General features: G+C 62.4%; 10 protein-coding genes. 3 read left to right on the top strand and 7 right to left on the bottom strand.

The window, feature by feature from the left end; all coding sequences use genetic code 11:
* Positions 1–7: 7 nt before the first annotated feature.
* The 7 genes from ABT23_RS01095 to ABT23_RS01065 form a co-directional block, all read right to left on the bottom strand.
* The gene (locus ABT23_RS01095; protein ID WP_296629908.1) at positions 8–3,955 is read right to left on the bottom strand and encodes an RHS repeat-associated core domain-containing protein; all 3,948 of its coding nucleotides are present in this window, start codon (positions 3,953–3,955) and stop codon (positions 8–10) included.
* A gap of 551 nt (positions 3,956–4,506) precedes the next feature.
* Positions 4,507–6,042, bottom strand: coding sequence for a bifunctional aminoglycoside phosphotransferase/ATP-binding protein (locus ABT23_RS01090; protein ID WP_296629905.1), 1,536 nt, complete (start codon positions 6,040–6,042; stop codon positions 4,507–4,509).
* Between the two features lie 24 nt (positions 6,043–6,066).
* Positions 6,067–6,372 (bottom strand): HPF/RaiA family ribosome-associated protein, encoded by a 306-nt coding sequence (locus tag ABT23_RS01085; protein ID WP_296629902.1) that lies wholly within the window; start codon positions 6,370–6,372, stop codon positions 6,067–6,069.
* Between the two features lie 48 nt (positions 6,373–6,420).
* Entirely contained in the window at positions 6,421–6,819 is a 399-nt protein-coding gene (locus ABT23_RS01080; protein ID WP_296629900.1) for a TraR/DksA C4-type zinc finger protein, read from the bottom strand.
* A 101-nt stretch (positions 6,820–6,920) separates the two neighbouring features.
* Entirely contained in the window at positions 6,921–10,562 is a 3,642-nt protein-coding gene (locus tag ABT23_RS01075; RefSeq protein WP_296629898.1) for an EAL domain-containing protein, read from the bottom strand.
* Positions 10,563–11,014: 452 nt separating this feature from the next.
* Positions 11,015–11,176 carry a hypothetical protein gene (locus ABT23_RS01070; RefSeq protein WP_296629896.1) on the bottom strand — a complete coding sequence of 54 codons (162 nt, stop codon included), beginning with the start codon at positions 11,174–11,176 and terminating at the stop codon, positions 11,015–11,017.
* A gap of 30 nt (positions 11,177–11,206) precedes the next feature.
* Positions 11,207–11,707, bottom strand: coding sequence for a hypothetical protein (locus ABT23_RS01065; RefSeq protein WP_296629894.1), 501 nt, complete (start codon positions 11,705–11,707; stop codon positions 11,207–11,209).
* A gap of 371 nt (positions 11,708–12,078) precedes the next feature.
* Between ABT23_RS01065 and pgm the strand changes: the two genes are divergently transcribed.
* The 3 genes from pgm to ABT23_RS01050 all read left to right on the top strand — a co-directional run bounded on the left by pgm (position 12,079) and on the right by ABT23_RS01050 (position 16,566).
* Complete coding sequence (pgm, locus tag ABT23_RS01060; protein ID WP_296629892.1) at positions 12,079–13,734, top strand: phosphoglucomutase (alpha-D-glucose-1,6-bisphosphate-dependent); 1,656 nt, start codon at positions 12,079–12,081, stop codon at positions 13,732–13,734.
* Positions 13,735–13,885: 151 nt separating this feature from the next.
* Positions 13,886–15,367: an efflux transporter outer membrane subunit gene (locus ABT23_RS01055; RefSeq protein WP_296629890.1), complete on the top strand. Its 1,482-nt coding sequence runs from the start codon at positions 13,886–13,888 to the stop codon at positions 15,365–15,367.
* 56 nt (positions 15,368–15,423) lie between these two features.
* Complete coding sequence (locus tag ABT23_RS01050) at positions 15,424–16,566, top strand: efflux RND transporter periplasmic adaptor subunit (protein WP_296629887.1); 1,143 nt, start codon at positions 15,424–15,426, stop codon at positions 16,564–16,566.
* The last annotated feature ends 7 nt before the right edge of the window (positions 16,567–16,573 follow it).

The following is a 16,573-nucleotide window of genomic DNA, read 5'->3' as shown; positions in this document are numbered from 1 at the left end:
GATTGCCTCACCTAGGATCGTAAGGCACGGGGTTGGGCGCGACGCCTTGCGGCCAGAGATTCCCACCGTAAAAGAGCGGCGAAATCCCGTTTTCCCGGAATGCCATGTCGTGGTAGAGGTCAATGAAGTCGCCTCTCGGGCAACCGCACGCACTGCCAGAATCGTTGAGCGAATGCATTGCCCGGTCATAGCCAATCAGGCTATTCCGTATCCCATTGGCAATTTGCGATTGTGATTTCGTGGTGGTGCCGCTTGACCATGCTTGGCTAATTCCAAGCCGCGTAAGAAGGTTTACGTCCCCCCTTGTCCCACGACAAATATCTCCAGCAGTTTGGTAGTAATCGCATTGGGTTTTCGCATACATCTTGTCGTAGTAACTGCAAACCGATGTATCACCCCATCCGTCCCAGTCCCATGACTTCAACCCCAGCGGATCGGTATAGGTCAGCGGATTTGAGCGGGCATATTCGTAAACGTTGAGGCCGCCGGCGAGGCCGATAGGATCAGCCTGTGGGTAACGCCCTGTGGTCGGATCGTAATCCCTGAAGTAGTTGTAATGCAGCCCCGTCTCGCGGTCATAGTACTGCCCCGGCAACCGCAGGTTGTTCTCCACGGTACTGACCGTCACCATCGCCTTGCCGAACGGCTCATAGTTCGCCTTCCACACGACCGTTCCCGCGCTGTTCGTCATCGCCTGCGGCGTCCCCAGATGATCGACATGGTAGTAGTAGATCTGCGCATCGTTGTCGATCCGGGCCAGCGGCCGACCGTCTAGCCAGACATACACTTTGGTATTGCCGGCCTGGTCCTGCTCGTACAACAGTTCGCCATCGGGTCCGTAGTGGAAGCTGGTGGCCAGACCGTTCTGGTTGATCTTCTTGATGCGCTGACCGAGGGCGTTGTAGGTGTAGGTGGTGGTCTCCGCGGCGGTCTGGCTGGTGGCAAGCCGGTTGAAGCCGTCGTAGGTGAAGCTAGCAGTGCTCGTGCTCAGGGTGTTGCCGTTGGCCGTACGTGGGCGGGTTTCGCTGCCTTTCTGGACCAGCCAGTTGGGCGGGCTGTAGGCGTAGGGCATGGTGCCGGCGTTGCGGGTCTCGCTCTGGCGGTTGCCGTTCAGGTCGTAAGCCCAGGCGAGGCTGCCGAAGCCGTTGCTGGCGCTGTCGAGGGCGGAGACGAGACGGCCTGTGGCGTCGTAAGCATAGGTGAGCGAGGTATTGCTATTGAAGTCGAATAGATTTGCGATATTGCTACTTGGGTCGTAGCTGAAGAGTTTTATGTAAGGACCATCAGCCCTGGCCCAGGGACGATAGTCCTGGTCGCGGCTCTGGTAGGACCCGGTGCCGTCGCCGTAGCTGAAGCTTTGCGGGCCAGCAAACGGATAGCCGTAGACGAAGTTGCTGGCCAAAACCGTGACCGGTGTGCTGTTGTATGGCTGGGTGGACACCTGGCTGACGCGGCCCTGAGTGTCGTAGCTGTAGCTAATGCTACGACCGTTAGGATAGGTCAACTGGCTGGGCCGGCCTGCAGCATCGTAAACAATAAGGCTATAGAAGAAGTTGGCATTGCCGGTAGCGGTGGGTATGTTTTGCAAGCGGTATTGAGGACGTCCCTGGATATCGAGACTGAAGTAAAGATCAAGGACGCCGTTTTTAGCCGTGGAGCACAGGCTACCTTTACGGCAAGAGTCGTACTTATAACCCAGATTGACACTACCTGGCTGAGAGCTTGTCTTGAAGGTCAAGCGGTTCAGCGCGTCGTAAGTATAGGTAACGGTGACACCCCGGGCGTCGGTCTCGGTCTTGAGGTTGCCGGCTTCGTCATAAGTGCGGTTGGTGGTGCCGGTATCAGCACTGACGGTCTGGGTGACGTCGCCGAAGGCGTCGACGGTCTGGGTGGTGGCTTGGTTGACGGGGTCGACGACCTGGGTGGTCTGGTCGAGGGCGTTGGTCTTGACCTGGATGACGCCGCCATCGGCGTTGAGCGTCTGGGTCAGGCGGTCGAGGGCGTCGTAGCTGTGGGTGGTGACGTCGGCGACGTCGCTGCGGGCGCCGTCGACTTGCTTCATGTTGCCCTGGGCGTCGTACTGGTAGGTGATGGTCTGGTTGTAGGCGCCGATGTCCTGCCACAGGCGGCCTAAAGCATCGAAGGTGCGGCTGTGGGCGTAGTAGACGTTGCTGTCGCCGGGACGGGTGATTTCCTCATGAATGCGGTTGCCTGCTGCGTCGAGGGTGTAGGCGAGGCGGTTGCCGTCCTGGTCGACGATGGCAACGAGGCGGTGGGCGGGATCGTATTCGAAGCTGACGAAGCTGCCGTCGGGGCGGGTGAGCTTGGTGAGCTGGCCGACACCGTCGTAGTCGAAACTCGTGGTCTCGGTGCCGACGGTACGGGAGAGGAGCCAGCCGCGCAGGCTATAGCTGAAGGTAGTCACAAGAATGCCGTTGGGATCGGTGGTCCGGAGGACACGGCCGTTGGCGTCGTATTCGTTATACGTCGTGACGTGGCCGAGGGCGTTGGTGATCTGTTTGACCTGGCCACGGCAGCCCAGGGGGTCGCCGACGCAGTTCTCGTCGGGGGCGTAGTAGTCGGTGGTGGTGATGTCGGCCACATCCAGTCTGGGGCCGTTGTCGATCTTCTGCATCAGCACGCCGGGGACGGTGGGATGGTAGGCGTAAACCGTACTCCAGGTACGGGTCTGGCCGCTGGCGAGGTCCTTGATGCTGCGGCTGGTGACGTTGCCGTGGCTGTCGTAGACGGTGGTGGTTTCGCGGCCGGCTTCGGTCACCTTGGTCGGCAGGCGGAAGCGGGTATCCCACTGGGTGAGGATCTTGCGTTCGGCGCTGTTGGGCGCGGGGGTGTAGGTGGCAGGGTCGCTCGGGCAGCTGGCGCCGGAGGCCAGGCCTTCGACGCGGGCGGTTTCGAGGTTGTGGGTGAGGTCGTAGGCGTAGCAGGTCTTATGACCGTTGAAGTCGGCGCGGGAAGCGATGTTGCCGTTGGCGTCGTAGGTGATGGCGGAGGACGCAGCGCCGCAGCCGGAGCCGCCGGGCTGGGAGACGCCGGTGCTCTTGACGACGCCGAGGATGGTGGTGAAGTTGTGGGTGCGCTGGGTGCCAAGAGGGTCGGTGACGGTGGTGCTGCCGTCGGTGTTGTAAGTCAAGGTGTTGAGATCGGCGCCGTTGGCGTGGCCGGTGGAAATGGCTCTGCCGTCGGCGCTGTATTGATACGTGGCGTAGCGCTCGCCGTTCTCGTCGGTGATGCCGGTCAGGGCGTGGGGGAGATTGGCGCCAGCAGTGTTCTCGGGTTCGTTGTAGTGGTATGTCTTGCTGCGGCCATCGGGATACTGGACGGAGGCGAGGTTGCTCTGGGCGTCGTAGGCGTAGGTGATGACGCCGCCGGCGGGGTCGGTGACGGTGGCGATACGCTTCTGGGCATCGTAGCTGAAGTGCAGGGAACGGCCGGTGTCGTCGGTGACGGTGTCGAGGGTGTCGGGGTCGCCGTCGCCTCCACTGGCAGCAGGAAGGTCGTAGGTGAGCGTCTGGGTGCGGCCGGCGCGGTCGGCGATAGTGAGGAGTTTACCAGCAGCAGAGTAAGTCTCGACGGAGTCGTCAGCGGCGACAGTGTAGCGCCAGCCGATGCGGTTTCCAGATATATCTTTGAGTTCGGTCAGGCGGTCGGGGATGTCAGGATCATAGTCCCAAACACCATTTGATAAGCTAAAAATTAAAACTCTACCGTCGTTTCTATTGACCTTGAAATGAGTTGTTGTTGCAACATATGGTCCTGGTATTTGATGTATGTTTTTTAGATAAGAATGAGTCCATAGATTTCCAACAGATATAAGGGAATCTAAACTTTGACTGTTGTATAGCCTGAATAGCTTAAGGCTCGCACCCTCAATCTGGTAGTCAAATTCTCGTTGTAACTTATTGCCGTTTGCATTGTTAATAGGGTTTCCAGACATAGATTTGGTGCATGAATCATCGCCCAAGTTTTTCGACGGCTTACATAACGATGCATCATAGTCGTAACAGTACATCCGACCCCATCCACTGCAATTTGGAGACGCCGTAGAGCCATACCTGAATTCGTTACCGGGCGGTACGTTGTCCCAGCAAAAAGTGTCATTTGGGTACTGCTCATGAGAGCCGGACTCCACCATCGAACGGATTAAGGCAGGGGAACCAGTATGGTTGTCAAAAGTGCAACTTTTGTAACCGTCACCTGGATTTTCGCAAATCGCATAAGTGGTTCCAGAAAAGAAAACAAGAACAAGAAAAGTCCAAAATGGGGTCAGACACCATCTTTTCTCAGCCGAATGATTTACCGATTGATCGACCTCACGTGCGCCTTGCACGCACGAACGCATCCCATTCGACATGGTTCCCCCTCCCCTTCGGGTCTCGCTTTGAATTGTTGTGTTTGTTCTTCCGCAGGGCCGGCTCGCGTGCATTGCGCGGGCCGTGATATGGGCCGGACTTTATTCGAGCGTTTCGGGCGCTGTCAAGCGCGACACTATTGCAATGTGTGATCGAGGGTCTGCGCCTGCTCGTCCGACCCCAGCGGCTCCTGGGTGTCGAGCTGATGTTGCAGCACGGACAGATCCGCCTCCGACGCATCGCCGCCCGTGCGGGCACGCTGGACGATGCGCTCGCGCAGGGTGGCGACGGGCACCGGAAAATCGAGAATATGGAATTCGACGCCGCGTGATTGCGCCGTCTCGCGCAGCAGGTCGCGCTGCCAGCGGGCAATGAAGGTGGCGTCGACGATGACGGGCCAGCCGGCATCCAGGAGGGCGCCGGAAAGGCGGGCGAGATATGCGTAGGTGCGTTGGGTGGCATCGGTGCCATAAAGCTGCTGCCCGATGCCCGAGCCGCTGCGGGCCAGGGCGTCGAGCCCGGCGAGGCGTTTGCGTTCGACGTCGGAGCGCAGGCGGATCGCGCCCGGGGCCTGCATCAGTTTGCGGGTGACGGTGGTCTTGCCCGATCCCGACAGGCCGTGCGTGATATCGAGCCGGACGGGCAGGGAGCGCGTCAGCGTCGTGGCCAGATGCAATAGCGTGCGCATCTTGGCGAACGCAGCATCGCGTTCGGGGCCGGCGGTCTGGGCGGTGCGGATGGCGGCAATCTTGGCGCGCACGAGTGCACGATAGACGGCGTAATAGCGCAACAGGGCGAGACCGGCATAGTCGCCGGTCCGTTCCAGCCAGGTATTGAGGAACAGCCAGGCCCATTCGGCATGGCCGCGCTGCAGCAGGTCCATGTAGCAGAACGCGACTTCCGACTGGATGTCGATCCAGCGCAGTTCGGGGTTGAATTCGATGCAGTCGAACACGAGCAGCCGGCCGTCGACCCAGGCGAGGTTGCCCAGATGGAGATCGCCGTGGCATTCGCGCACGAAGCCGTCGGTCTTGCGGGCCGCCATCAACGGGGTGAGCCGGGTATGCTCGGTTTCGCTCCAGTGCCTCAGGGCGTCGAGTTGCGCGCGGTCGGCCGGGTCGTCGAGATGCGTCGCAATCCGGACGAAGTTCTGGGCCACCGGGTCCCAGATGGCGTCTGGACTGCCCCATGGGGTGTCTTGTCCGGCACGCGCGCAGCCTTCCACATGGAAGCGGGCGAGGGCGGCGGCGATCGCTTCGATGTGTTGCGCGGTCATTCCGCCCGCCGCATCGAGCCGGTCGAGCGTGGCATCGGGCGGGAACTGGCGCATCTTCACCGCATATTCGAACGTCTCGCCGCTGCCGTTGAGGCGCGGGGCGGCCGGTGTGCCGGTGATGGGGACGACGTCGAGATAGATATCAGGCGCGAGCCGCCGGTTGAGCTGAACTTCGTCGCAGCAGGCGTGCAGGCGCTTAGCGAGGCTGCTGAAATCGAGGAAGCCGAGATCCAGCGGCTTCTTGATCTTGTAGGCGAACGCGCCCGTGAGCAGAACGTAGGAGATATGCGTTTCGATCACCTGCACCGGGCCGGCGGGGTGGTCGTAGCAGGCCGGGTCGCGCAGGCTCCGGATCAGTTCGGCCAATTCCTGCATCGATCCAGAGGAATCATTCATGTCTGCGCGTCCGGACGGCGCGACTCACAACTGCCGCGCGTAGTCTTCCAGTTGCCGCTTGGCGGCGTCGAAAGCGTCGCGCAGGGCAATGTAGGCATCCTCGTTCTCCTGCCTGTCCACCACGATTTCCTTCCCGGGCACGCCCAGGTCGATGTGGATGTTGAACGGCTTGCTCTGTTGCTGATGTTTTGCAGGCTGTTCGACCACGACGCGGCAACTGACGATGTCGGCGAAAAGCTGTTCGAGTTTCTGGGCCTTCTCGCGGATGTGCGTCTCGAGTGCGTCGGAGGGGGGCATGTCGCGGAAGGTGATTTGAAGCGGGGTTTTCATGATGACTCCGTTGGGGGGGGGATGGAGACAGGCTTGTCCTGTCTTCGTTTACATTTTCGGGCGGCCTTCCTGGGCGTAGAGTTTTTCGCGTTGTTCCTGGCAGACGATGCAACGCTTCGCGGTCGGATAGGCCATCAGCCGGGGAAACGTGACCGCATCCCCGCAGTCGATGCAGACGCCGTATTCGCCATTCCGGATGCGCTGCAGGGCGGCCTCGATATCCCGCATCCCGTCGATATGGCGATCGAGTAGGGCCAGGTTGAAATCCGCCAGCGCATTGGCCAGCGATTCGTCGCCGCTGTCGCCCGGCTCGCGGTTGAGCAGGTCGATGCGATGCTGGTTGCCCGAATTCTCCAATTCCTCGCGTACTTCGCGCACGAGTGCCTGGTAGTCCTCTTTCAGTTTCCGGGCGAGCTGATCGAGTTGGGTTGGGCTGAGTACGGACATCTGACCTCCTGCATATGTGGATTGAATCAACGTAGCGCTTATTTAAAGGATAGCAATATCCCATTTAGTTGGCGACCTGCGGATGGCAAAGCTTGGATCTTTCAGGTCGCCTGCCGCTTCTGGATGAAGGCGAGGGCCTCCGTGGCGGACAACGGTTTGCTGAACAGATAGCCCTGCATGAAATCGCAGAAATGCGAGGTCAGCAAATGGCGCTGCGCTTCGGTCTCCACGCCCTCGGCGGTCACGGCCAGGCCGAGGCTGTGCGCCAGTGCGATGGTGGCGGTGCAGATGGCGACGTCATTGTTGTCGCTTTCGATGTCGCGTACGAAGGACTGGTCGAGTTTCAGGGTGTGGATCGGCAGCAGCTTGAGATAGCTGAGCGAAGAGTAGCCCGTGCCGAAATCGTCGATCGACAGGCGCACGCCCAGGTTGCGCAGCGCCTTGAGCTGGCTGATGCTGGCGGCCGGGTCGTGCATGGCAACCGATTCGGTGATTTCGAGCTCCAGGTCGGTGCCTTTCAGGCCATGTTTTTTCAAGGCCCCTGCGACATGGGCCAGCAGGATGGCGGAGTGCAGTTGATGGGCGGACAGGTTCACGGCCATGCCGAAGTCGGCGATGCCGATATCGCGCCATGCGCGGAGCTGGCGGCAGGCTTCGTCCAGTACCCATTCGCCCAGCGGCAGGATCAGGCCGGTTTCCTCGGCAATGGGAATGAATTCGGCAGGCGGCACCAGGCCCATGCGCGGGTGGCGCCAGCGTACCAGTGCCTCGAATCCGACGATGCGGCCGCTCCAGCTGTCGAACTGGGGCTGGTAATGCAGTTCGAACTCCTTGTTTTCCACGGCCACCCGCAAGTCATGGTCCATGGTCAGCCGCTTCATGGCGGCCTGGTTCATCTCGGCAGTGAAGAACTGGACGTTGTTGCGCCCCAGCGATTTGGCGTGATACATGGCGGTGTCGGCGTTCTTCATCAGCGTTTCGCTATCCTCGCCATCGTCCGGGTAGAACGCGAGCCCGATGCTTGGCGTGGAATGCAGCGCATCTTTCCCGATACGATAGGGCTGGGACAGCGTGTGCAGGATCTTGTCGGCGACGCGGGCTGCAGTCGCGGCGCCTTCCACTTCGGTCAGCACCACCACGAATTCATCGCCGCCGAGTCGGGCCACGATGTCGCTCTCGCGCACGCTGTCGCGCAGGCGTTGCGCCACGTCCTTGAGCAACGCATCGCCTACTGCATGCCCGAGCGTGTCGTTGATGGTCTTGAAGCGATCCAGATCCAGGAAGATCACCGCCAGCGCACGCTGTTCCCGGTGGGCCATGGCGAGTGCCTGTTCGAGTTGGCCCTGCAGGCTGAAGCGGTTGACCAGGCCAGTAAGGGCGTCGTGGTAGGCCAGCTGGCTGATTTGTGCCTCGGCCAGTTTGCGTGCGGTGATGTCCGTGAAACTGGTGATGTAATGGGAAAGGTGGCCGTCGAGGTCGCGCACGACCGAGACCGACATCCACTTCGGATAGAGCGAGCCGTCTTTCCGCCGGTCCAGCACCTCGCCCTGCCAGTAGCCCACTTGTTCGAGGGCGGCTGCCATCGCCTGATGGGTGTCGTCGAGTGTCTGCCCGGCCGTCAGGATCTGCGGGTGCTCGCCCCGGATGTCGTCGATGGCGTAGCCCGTCAGGCGGGTGAAGGCCGGATTCACCGCCAGGATGCGGTTGTGGCTGTCGCTGATGAGGATGGCTTCGCCGCTGTGCTCGAACACGTTGGCGTAGAGCCGTAACGCTTCTTCCGCCTGCTTGCGCCGGGTGATGTCCTGTACGGTGCCCGTGGAACGGACGGCGTTGCCTTCGGCGTCGAAATGCATTTCGCAGCATTCGTTCACCCATTTGATGCGGCCGTCCGGCATGCAGATCCGATGACTGATCTCGTACGGCTTGCGGTTCGTCAAGGAGTCGAGGTAGGCCTGGCCGACCCGCTCGCGGTCCTCGGGATGCACCGCGTCCATGAATGCCTCGTACGATGCGCCGAAGGCGTCCCGGTCAACTTCGAAAAGGCGGAAGGTCTCGTCCGACCAGGCCAGCGTATTGCTGGCCACATCGAACTCCCAGCTGCCGACCTGGGCAATGCGCTGTGCTTCGTTCAGGCGCATCTCGCTTTCCTTGAGGGCGGCCTGGGCCAGCTGTTTCTCCGTCACGTCGGTGCCGATGCTCACCATAAACTCCATCTCGCCTTGTTCGTCCGACAATACGGAATTCGACCATTCGATCAGGCGCCGCGTCCCGTCCCGGGTGATCCAGTGGTTGGTGTGCGAGCCTCTCAAGGATTCGGGATTGCGAACGAGCGCGTCGAACGCCTCCTGGTGCACACGCTCGCGCTCATCTGGCGGTAGCAGAAAATCCCAGACGAACCGTCCCTCGACTTCTGCGAACGCGTAGCCGGACAGTTCTTCGCAGGCGCGATTGAAGCGGCGGATGCGGCCTTCGCGGTCGAGCACCACCACCAGTGCTCCGGCCTTATCGAGAATGGCACCCTGCAGTAGAGAGAGCTTGCGCAGCTCGTGCGAGCGCGCTTCCACCTGGGCTTCCAGCGTATGGTGGATGTTTTCCAGCGCATCCGTCATATGATTGAAGGCCTGGGCCAGACGGCCCAGTTCGTCGGGACCATCCTGCGGGGCGCGCTGCGACAGATCGCCGGCTGCGATGCTGTCGGCCACCCGGGTGAGGTTCCGGATGGGACGCGACAGACCACGTCCCAGCAGATAGGCCGCGCCGCCTGAGAGGAGCAGGAACAGGACCAGCGCGACATAGGTGACATGGCGCAGATGCGCGGCGGGCGCCAGCGCTTCCGCGCTGTCCATTTTCACCACCATCCCCCACCTCAACTCGGGGAGGTAGCGCCATGCCGCCACGCTGTCGACCCCGGCGTAGTCGCGTACGAACCCATTGCCATGGTCGCCGGCCAGCGCCTTCTGCATCGGCAGCGCGGCGGCCTCGAGCGGCACCCGGTAGCGATAGGCCGCGTCCGGGATATGACGGAGCGGTCCGGTGTAAAAAGCCTCGTTGCCATCGCGTTGTGCCAGAACCGTTTCGCCCGTGCGACCGAGGCCGGTGCGATCGGCCGTGACCGATCCCAGCTTGTTTACATCCAGCCGCAGGGCCAGCACGCCGATGAGTTTGTCCCTGTCCAGCACGGGCGTGGTCAAGAAGGCAGTCGGCCGATTCCCGGAAGGCGCATACGGTGCGAATTCCGAGAGGCGGGTTTGCAGGCTTTGCAGGGTCAGGTTGAAACTTCTTGCCAGCGGCGTGTTGCGGTATGTGCCGGACAGGAGATTGGTGCCGAGGTCAGGCTCGTGCAGCAGGGAAAAAATCACGTTGCCGGCCGTGTCCATCAGCAGGAAATCGTGGAAATTGCCGGCCTCGTAGGAAATGCTCAGGTCGTTTTGCAGCGGGCGTGAAGCAGCCAGGTAGAGAGGGGCGTTCAGCCCACCCGTATGGTAAGCCCGCTCCAGCTGGGCCAGTCCATGACGGATCAGGTTTCTCTGGCTGAGCAAGCGGGCGTCCGCTCGCCGCTCCAGCATGTAGCGATCGATCTGATCGGCTTTTTTGTCCGAGATGGTGACCATGTTCGCCAGCACGCTCTCATGGAGCGACGCTTCGAACGAGGCCAGATAGAACGCAGCCAGTCCTGTCAGCGGCAGCACGGCGACCAGCAGGTAGCTCAGCAGCAGGCGCCTCGAAATGGAAAGCGCCTTCATGGTCTGGCGGTCAGAGAATGCCCCAGCGCCGTACGCAGGGTGAAGGGGACAACAACCCGGTATCCACGATGGGGGCTCATGGCCGAATTGTAGCCGGATAAATATGCCGTCAACACATGAGTGGGTGACCCCCGTGAATTGGACGGCGATCAAGGTCGGATGGCGCGAGGGCCGGGTTCCGATTCAAGCAGATGGATTCCAGGCGGCGAGCTTGTTCCGCCTTGACGGGGCATGAAGGCCCCTCCATTCAACGGACAAGATATTGATTTTTCGGCAGGGGGCGGCAGCACGCGCACGCGACCGGTCTGCCGCACGATCGGCAAGGCCGGCCGGTTCACGCTCCCGGCGCGAGGCCGTGTGCGCGTCGTGCTGCAATGAAACGAAAGCCGATCGAGACGGCTGGGATACCGTCATTCCATTCGCCATACAAGGGCGGGATCGTTTCCGGCCGGCTAGGCTTTGCGCTCCAAGGCAATTCCCGCCAGTTCGATGCCGACGCCCAGTGCAAGGACGAACAACCCCTGCCATATTTCAGGCGCCAAGGCCATCAGCAGGCCGCCAACTATCACCAGGGATATCGCCACGCCACGCCGGGCGCGCCGGTTTTTCAGCATGCGGGTGTCTCCCGGATTCCGGATGCGCCGCTACTCATAGCGAAGGAAGTCCTCGGCAAGCGTATCGGTGCCAAATTGCTCGATCAGCGCTTCGATCTCCGATAACAATGTTTCGCCCTCGTCGTCTTCCAGCACGCCGTCTCCCACGAGCCGGGCGCCCAGACCGGACAGGATGGCATTGCGGACAGCCGCCAGCGTAGGTGGGTTTTCCCGGTTCTCGTCGTTCACGACCGTCTCGATCGCGCGTGAGAGCGGTTCGCTGGCGCTGGTCTGGATGAAATCCACGGCAAGCGCGGTCGCCCCGAATTCTTCGATCAGGGTATCCAGTTCGTCGAGCAGCGATTCGTTCACGTCGATGCGATGCAGCCGTTCGGCTTCCTTGAAGTCGGCGGGCAGCAGGTCGGCCAGAAAACGGCGTACGGCCTTGAGCGTCACCGGCTGTTCGCATTCCGGGTTATTGACCCGGCTGTTGAGCAACGCCGACAAAGCGGGACTGACGCGGCTGGCGATATCGAGGGGATTGTGTGTCATGGCGTTTCCTGTCGGATGCAGACGGATCATGAATGCATGATCGCGCTGGCTATATCGATATATAGCAGATGGTTTGCCCCATCTCGTACATGCGACGAATCGTTTCGCTTCGATGCGCCGAAAAATCCAGGCGCCTTGAACTTTGGACGACGGGGGACTGTCTGCAATGGCAGCGAGACACGGGCGCTTCGGCCGATCCGGACGTGAAGGATGCGATGCGTGGCACAATGGGGCGACCGGGTTTTCGGCATGTCCACGAGGACGCTGCGACAAAGCGGGCCGGCTGGCCGATTCCTGAACGGGATGGCCGCGCGGCTCGAGCGTGCCCAGGAAAGCCTGGACGATTTCGTGCGTCGTACAAGAGGTAAGCAATGGAAACAAGCCCACTTGCAGGGAAGCCCGCCCAGCCCGCCATGCTGGTCAACGTACCCAGACTCGTCACGGCCTATTACGGCAACCGGCCCGACCCTTCGGTACCCGCGCAACGGGTCGCATTCGGCACCTCGGGGCATCGGGGCTCCGCATTCGAGAACAGTTTCAACGAATGGCATGTGCTGGCCATCAGCCAGGCCATTTGCGATTACCGCATGCAGCAGCATATCGACGGACCGCTGTTCCTGGGCATCGATACGCACGCGTTGTCGGAGCCGGCGTTTGCCAGTGCGCTCGAAGTGCTGGCGGCCAATGGCGTGGAGGTCATGCTCGCGGACAAGGACGACTACACGCCCACCCCGGTGATTTCCCACGCGATCCTCACCTACAACCGCGGCCGCGTCAAAGGGCTGGCGGACGGGATCGTCATCACGCCTTCACATAACCCGCCCGACAGCGGCGGCTTCAAGTACAACCCGCCCAACGGCGGGCCGGCAGACAAGGATGTCACGGGATGGATGGAAGCCCGTGCCAATGCGCTGCTGGAAAGCGGCCTGAAGGGTGTGAAACGAATCCCGCTCGAGCAGGCCCGGCGCGCGGCGACCACGCATCGACATGATTTTGTCACGGCCTATGTCGGCGATCTTGGCAGCGTGCTCGACATGGAGGCGATCCGTGGCGCGGGCATCAGCCTGGGCGTGGATCCGCTGGGTGGAGCCGGCGTGCATTACTGGGGTCCGATCGCCGAGCGCTATGGATTGAACCTCGCGATCGTGAACGACGCCGTCGACCCGACCTTCCGCTTCATGACCGTCGACTGGGACGGCCGCATACGCATGGATCCATCCTCGTCCTATGCCATGCAGAGCCTGATCGGCCTGAAGGATCGCTTCGACATTGCCTTTGCCTGCGACACCGATCATGACCGGCACGGAATCGTCACCCGTCACGCGGGTCTGCTGCCGCCCAATCATTATCTGGCGGTAGCCATTGACTACCTGTTCCAGCACCGGCCGCAGTGGCGCAGGGAGGCGGCAGTCGGCAAGACCGTCGTCAGCAGCCAGATGATCGATCGCGTCGCCGCGAGGCTCGGCCGCACGCTGGTCGAAGTGCCGGTCGGTTTCAAATGGTTTGTGGAAGGTCTGTATGACGGCTCGCTGGGTTTCGGCGGTGAGGAGAGCGCAGGCGCCTCGTTCGTCCGGCGGGACGGCAGCGTCTGGACAACGGACAAGGACGGCATGGTGCCGGCCCTGCTGTCGGCGGAGATCACCGCCCGCATGGGGCGCGACCCCGGCGAACTCTACCGTGAACTGACGCGCGAGTTCGGCGAGCCGGTCTACGATCGGATCGAGGCGCCGGCGACGCCGGCGCAGAAGCAGAAGCTTGCCCAACTCTCGCCGCGGCAGGTGCAATCTGCCGAACTGGCCGGCGAGACCATCCAGACCATCCTCACCCAGGCGCCGGGCAACGGCGCGTCGATCGGTGGCCTCAAGGTGATTGCCGAGAACGGGTGGTTCGCGGCGCGTCCTTCCGGCACTGAAGACATCTACAAGATCTATGCCGAAAGCTTCCTTGGCGCGGATCATCTGCATCGCATCCAGGTCGAGGCCCAGGCCATCGTCAGCGACGCATTGGCAGCCGCTTCGCAACAATGAGGGAATTCGCGGCGACTGTAGATACATTAGATACATTGAACCAAATCCTGCACGTATCGCTCCATCAGCCATTCCTGGTGGCGTCTTTCATCGAGCGATGATGAAGGATTCGCGGTCCAGGCCGGCCAAGTCAATCTACCGGGTACGATCGATGCCGACTTTCAACCTGTTGCCGCAGCGCTATGTCGGGTGGCTGGCCGCTACCGCGATGGTGGCGGGCTGTACGACGGTTGGTCCCGATTTCAGGACGCCGGATGCCCCCACGGTTACCCGCTACACGCGGGAGGCGCCGCCGCCGAACGTCGTGATGAACGATGCCGTGGCGCCCGAGTGGTGGACGGCTTTCGGCTCGCCCCGACTCGACGATCTGGTGAAGCAGGCGCTGCATGACAATTTCACCCTGGCTGCAGCCGAGGCCACGCTGCGCCAGGCTCAGCAACTTCATGCGGCACAGGCCGGTTCCACCTTGTATCCGACCGTCAATGCCAAGCTCGGCGCCAGTCGTAACCAGGCCAACGCAGCAGGCCGCGGCGAGAGCGGCAACCAGCAGACGCTCTACAACCTGTATAACGCCGGGGTCGCCGTCAACTACAACCTCGACTTGTTCGGCGGCAACCGCCGTGCGCTCGAAGCGCTGGCGGCGCAGGCCGACTACCAGGCCTACCAGCTGGCGGGCGCGCGCCTGGCCCTGGCGGGCAACATCGTGACCACGGCCTTTGCACAGGCCCAGCTGGGCGAGCAGATCGCGGCGACCGAAGCCATCCTGCAGGCCCAACAAGACCAGCTCGACATTGCCCGCAAGCGCTTCGCACTCGGTGCGACCGCCAGGACGGATGTACTGGCCCTGCAAACCCAGGTGGAGCAGACCCGCGCCAGCCTGCCACCCCTGCACAACAAATTGGAGCAGGCCGACCATCTGCTGGCCGTGCTGACGGCCCGGGCGCCGGGCGCGGCCGACATGCCGCGTTTCACCCTGACCGATTTCACCCTGCCCGAACGCTTGCCGGTGGTGGTGCCGTCGGATCTGGTGCGCCAGCGGCCCGACATCCAGGCGTCCACCGCCTTGCTGCATGCGGCCACGGCCCAGTACGGCGTGGCCGTGGCCAACCTCTATCCGCAGATCGATCTCAGCGCCAGCCTGGGCACGCAAGCCCTGACCACGGGCGCACTGTTCGGTCCCGGGTCGATGATCTGGACCCTGGCCGGGCAACTCGCCCAGCCGCTGTTCAACGCCGGCCTGAAAGCCGGTGCGAACGCCGCCGAAGCCAGTTTGCAGGCGGCGGGTGCCAACTATCAGCAGACCGTGCTGGAGGCGTTGCGCAATGTGGCCGACACCTTGCGCCAGCTGGACAACGATGCCCAGGCCCTGCAGGCACAGGCTGCGGCCGACACCTCGGCGCAGGCGTCGCTCGATCTGGTACGGCAGCAATATCACCTGGGTGCGGCGAGCTACCTGCAGCTCCTCACGGCCCAGCAGCAGGCGCAGCAGACCCGCATCGGCCTGATCGCGGCGCAGGCCGCCCGCCTGGCCGACAGCGCGGCCTTGTACCAGGCCATGGGGGGCGGGGTGCTCGACACGCCCAAGGCGGCGGGAGCGGCGACGCCTGCCGTGACCTCTGCCACGGTCCCTTGACGGCCGGCCACCTGCAACTCGATTCCTCTCAGGCAAACCGCACAACGGAGCACGCGATGACCCCAGGTACAACCAAGCGCATGATCATCATGCTCATTCTCGCCGGTGTGATCGTGGGCGGCGTGGTGGCGTTCCAGGGTTTCAAGAACACCATGATCGGCAAGGCGATCAAGGGCCAGGCCAACCCGCCGCAGACGGTTTCGACGACGGTCGCGCAGACGAGCACCTGGCAGCCGACCGTCGAGGCATTGGGCAGTTTCAGCGCGAGTCAGCAGGCGGCCCTGAGTGCCGAGGTCAGCGGACAGGTCACGGCCATCCATTTCGATTCGGGCCAGAAGGTACGCGTCGGCCAGACGCTGGTTGAGCTCAATCCCGCCCCGTTGAAAGCGCAGCTGGCCCAGTTCGAAGCGGCGGCGGCGCTGGCCGCGACCACGCTCAAGCGCGACGAGGCCCAGCTTGCGGTGCAGGCCATCAGCCAGTCGGTGGTGGATACCGACAAGGCCACACTCAAGAGTGCACAAGCCCAGGTGGCGGCACAAAAAGCGTTGATCGCACAGAAGACGATCAGCGCGCCGTTTCCCGGCCAGCTCGGTATCCGCCAGGTGAACCTGGGCCAGTATCTGGCGCCGGGTACGGCCGTGGTCACGCTGCAGAAACTCGACCCGATGGAAGTCGATTTCAGCGTGCCGCAAAGCCAGATCGATCTGGTCCGCGTGGGCATGAAGGCCCAGATCGAGACCAGCGCGGTGCCAGGCCAGAGCTTCCATGGCATCGTGACCGCGATCGAGCCGCAGATCGACACCGCCACGCGCAATCTCAAGGTGCGCGCCCGCGTGCCCAATCCCCGCAATACCTTGCTGCCGGGCGCGTTTGCCACGGTGCGCATCGGCCAGGGCGAGCCTGTGCAATACGTCACCCTGCCCAACGCCGCCATCACCTACAACCCCTATGGCGCCACCGTGTTCATCGTGACGGATCATGGCAAGGGCGCGAACGGCAAGCCCGGACTGACGGTGGAGCAGCGTTTCATCACGACCGGTCCGACGCGCGGCGACCAGGTCGCCATCCTCAAGGGCCTGAAGGCGGGTGAAACCGTGGTGACCGCCGGCCAGCTCAAGCTTCGCAACGGCTCTCCTGTCACGGTGAACAACAGCGTCCAGCCTTCGAACAGTCCGAATCCGAACGTGCCCACCCCCTGAAGGCCGC

Source organism: Thiobacillus sp. SCN 63-57 (assembly GCF_001725555.1).
Taxonomy (GTDB): Bacteria; Pseudomonadota; Gammaproteobacteria; order Burkholderiales; family Thiobacillaceae; genus Thiobacillus.
This window is presented reverse-complemented; position numbering and strand designations above follow the sequence as displayed.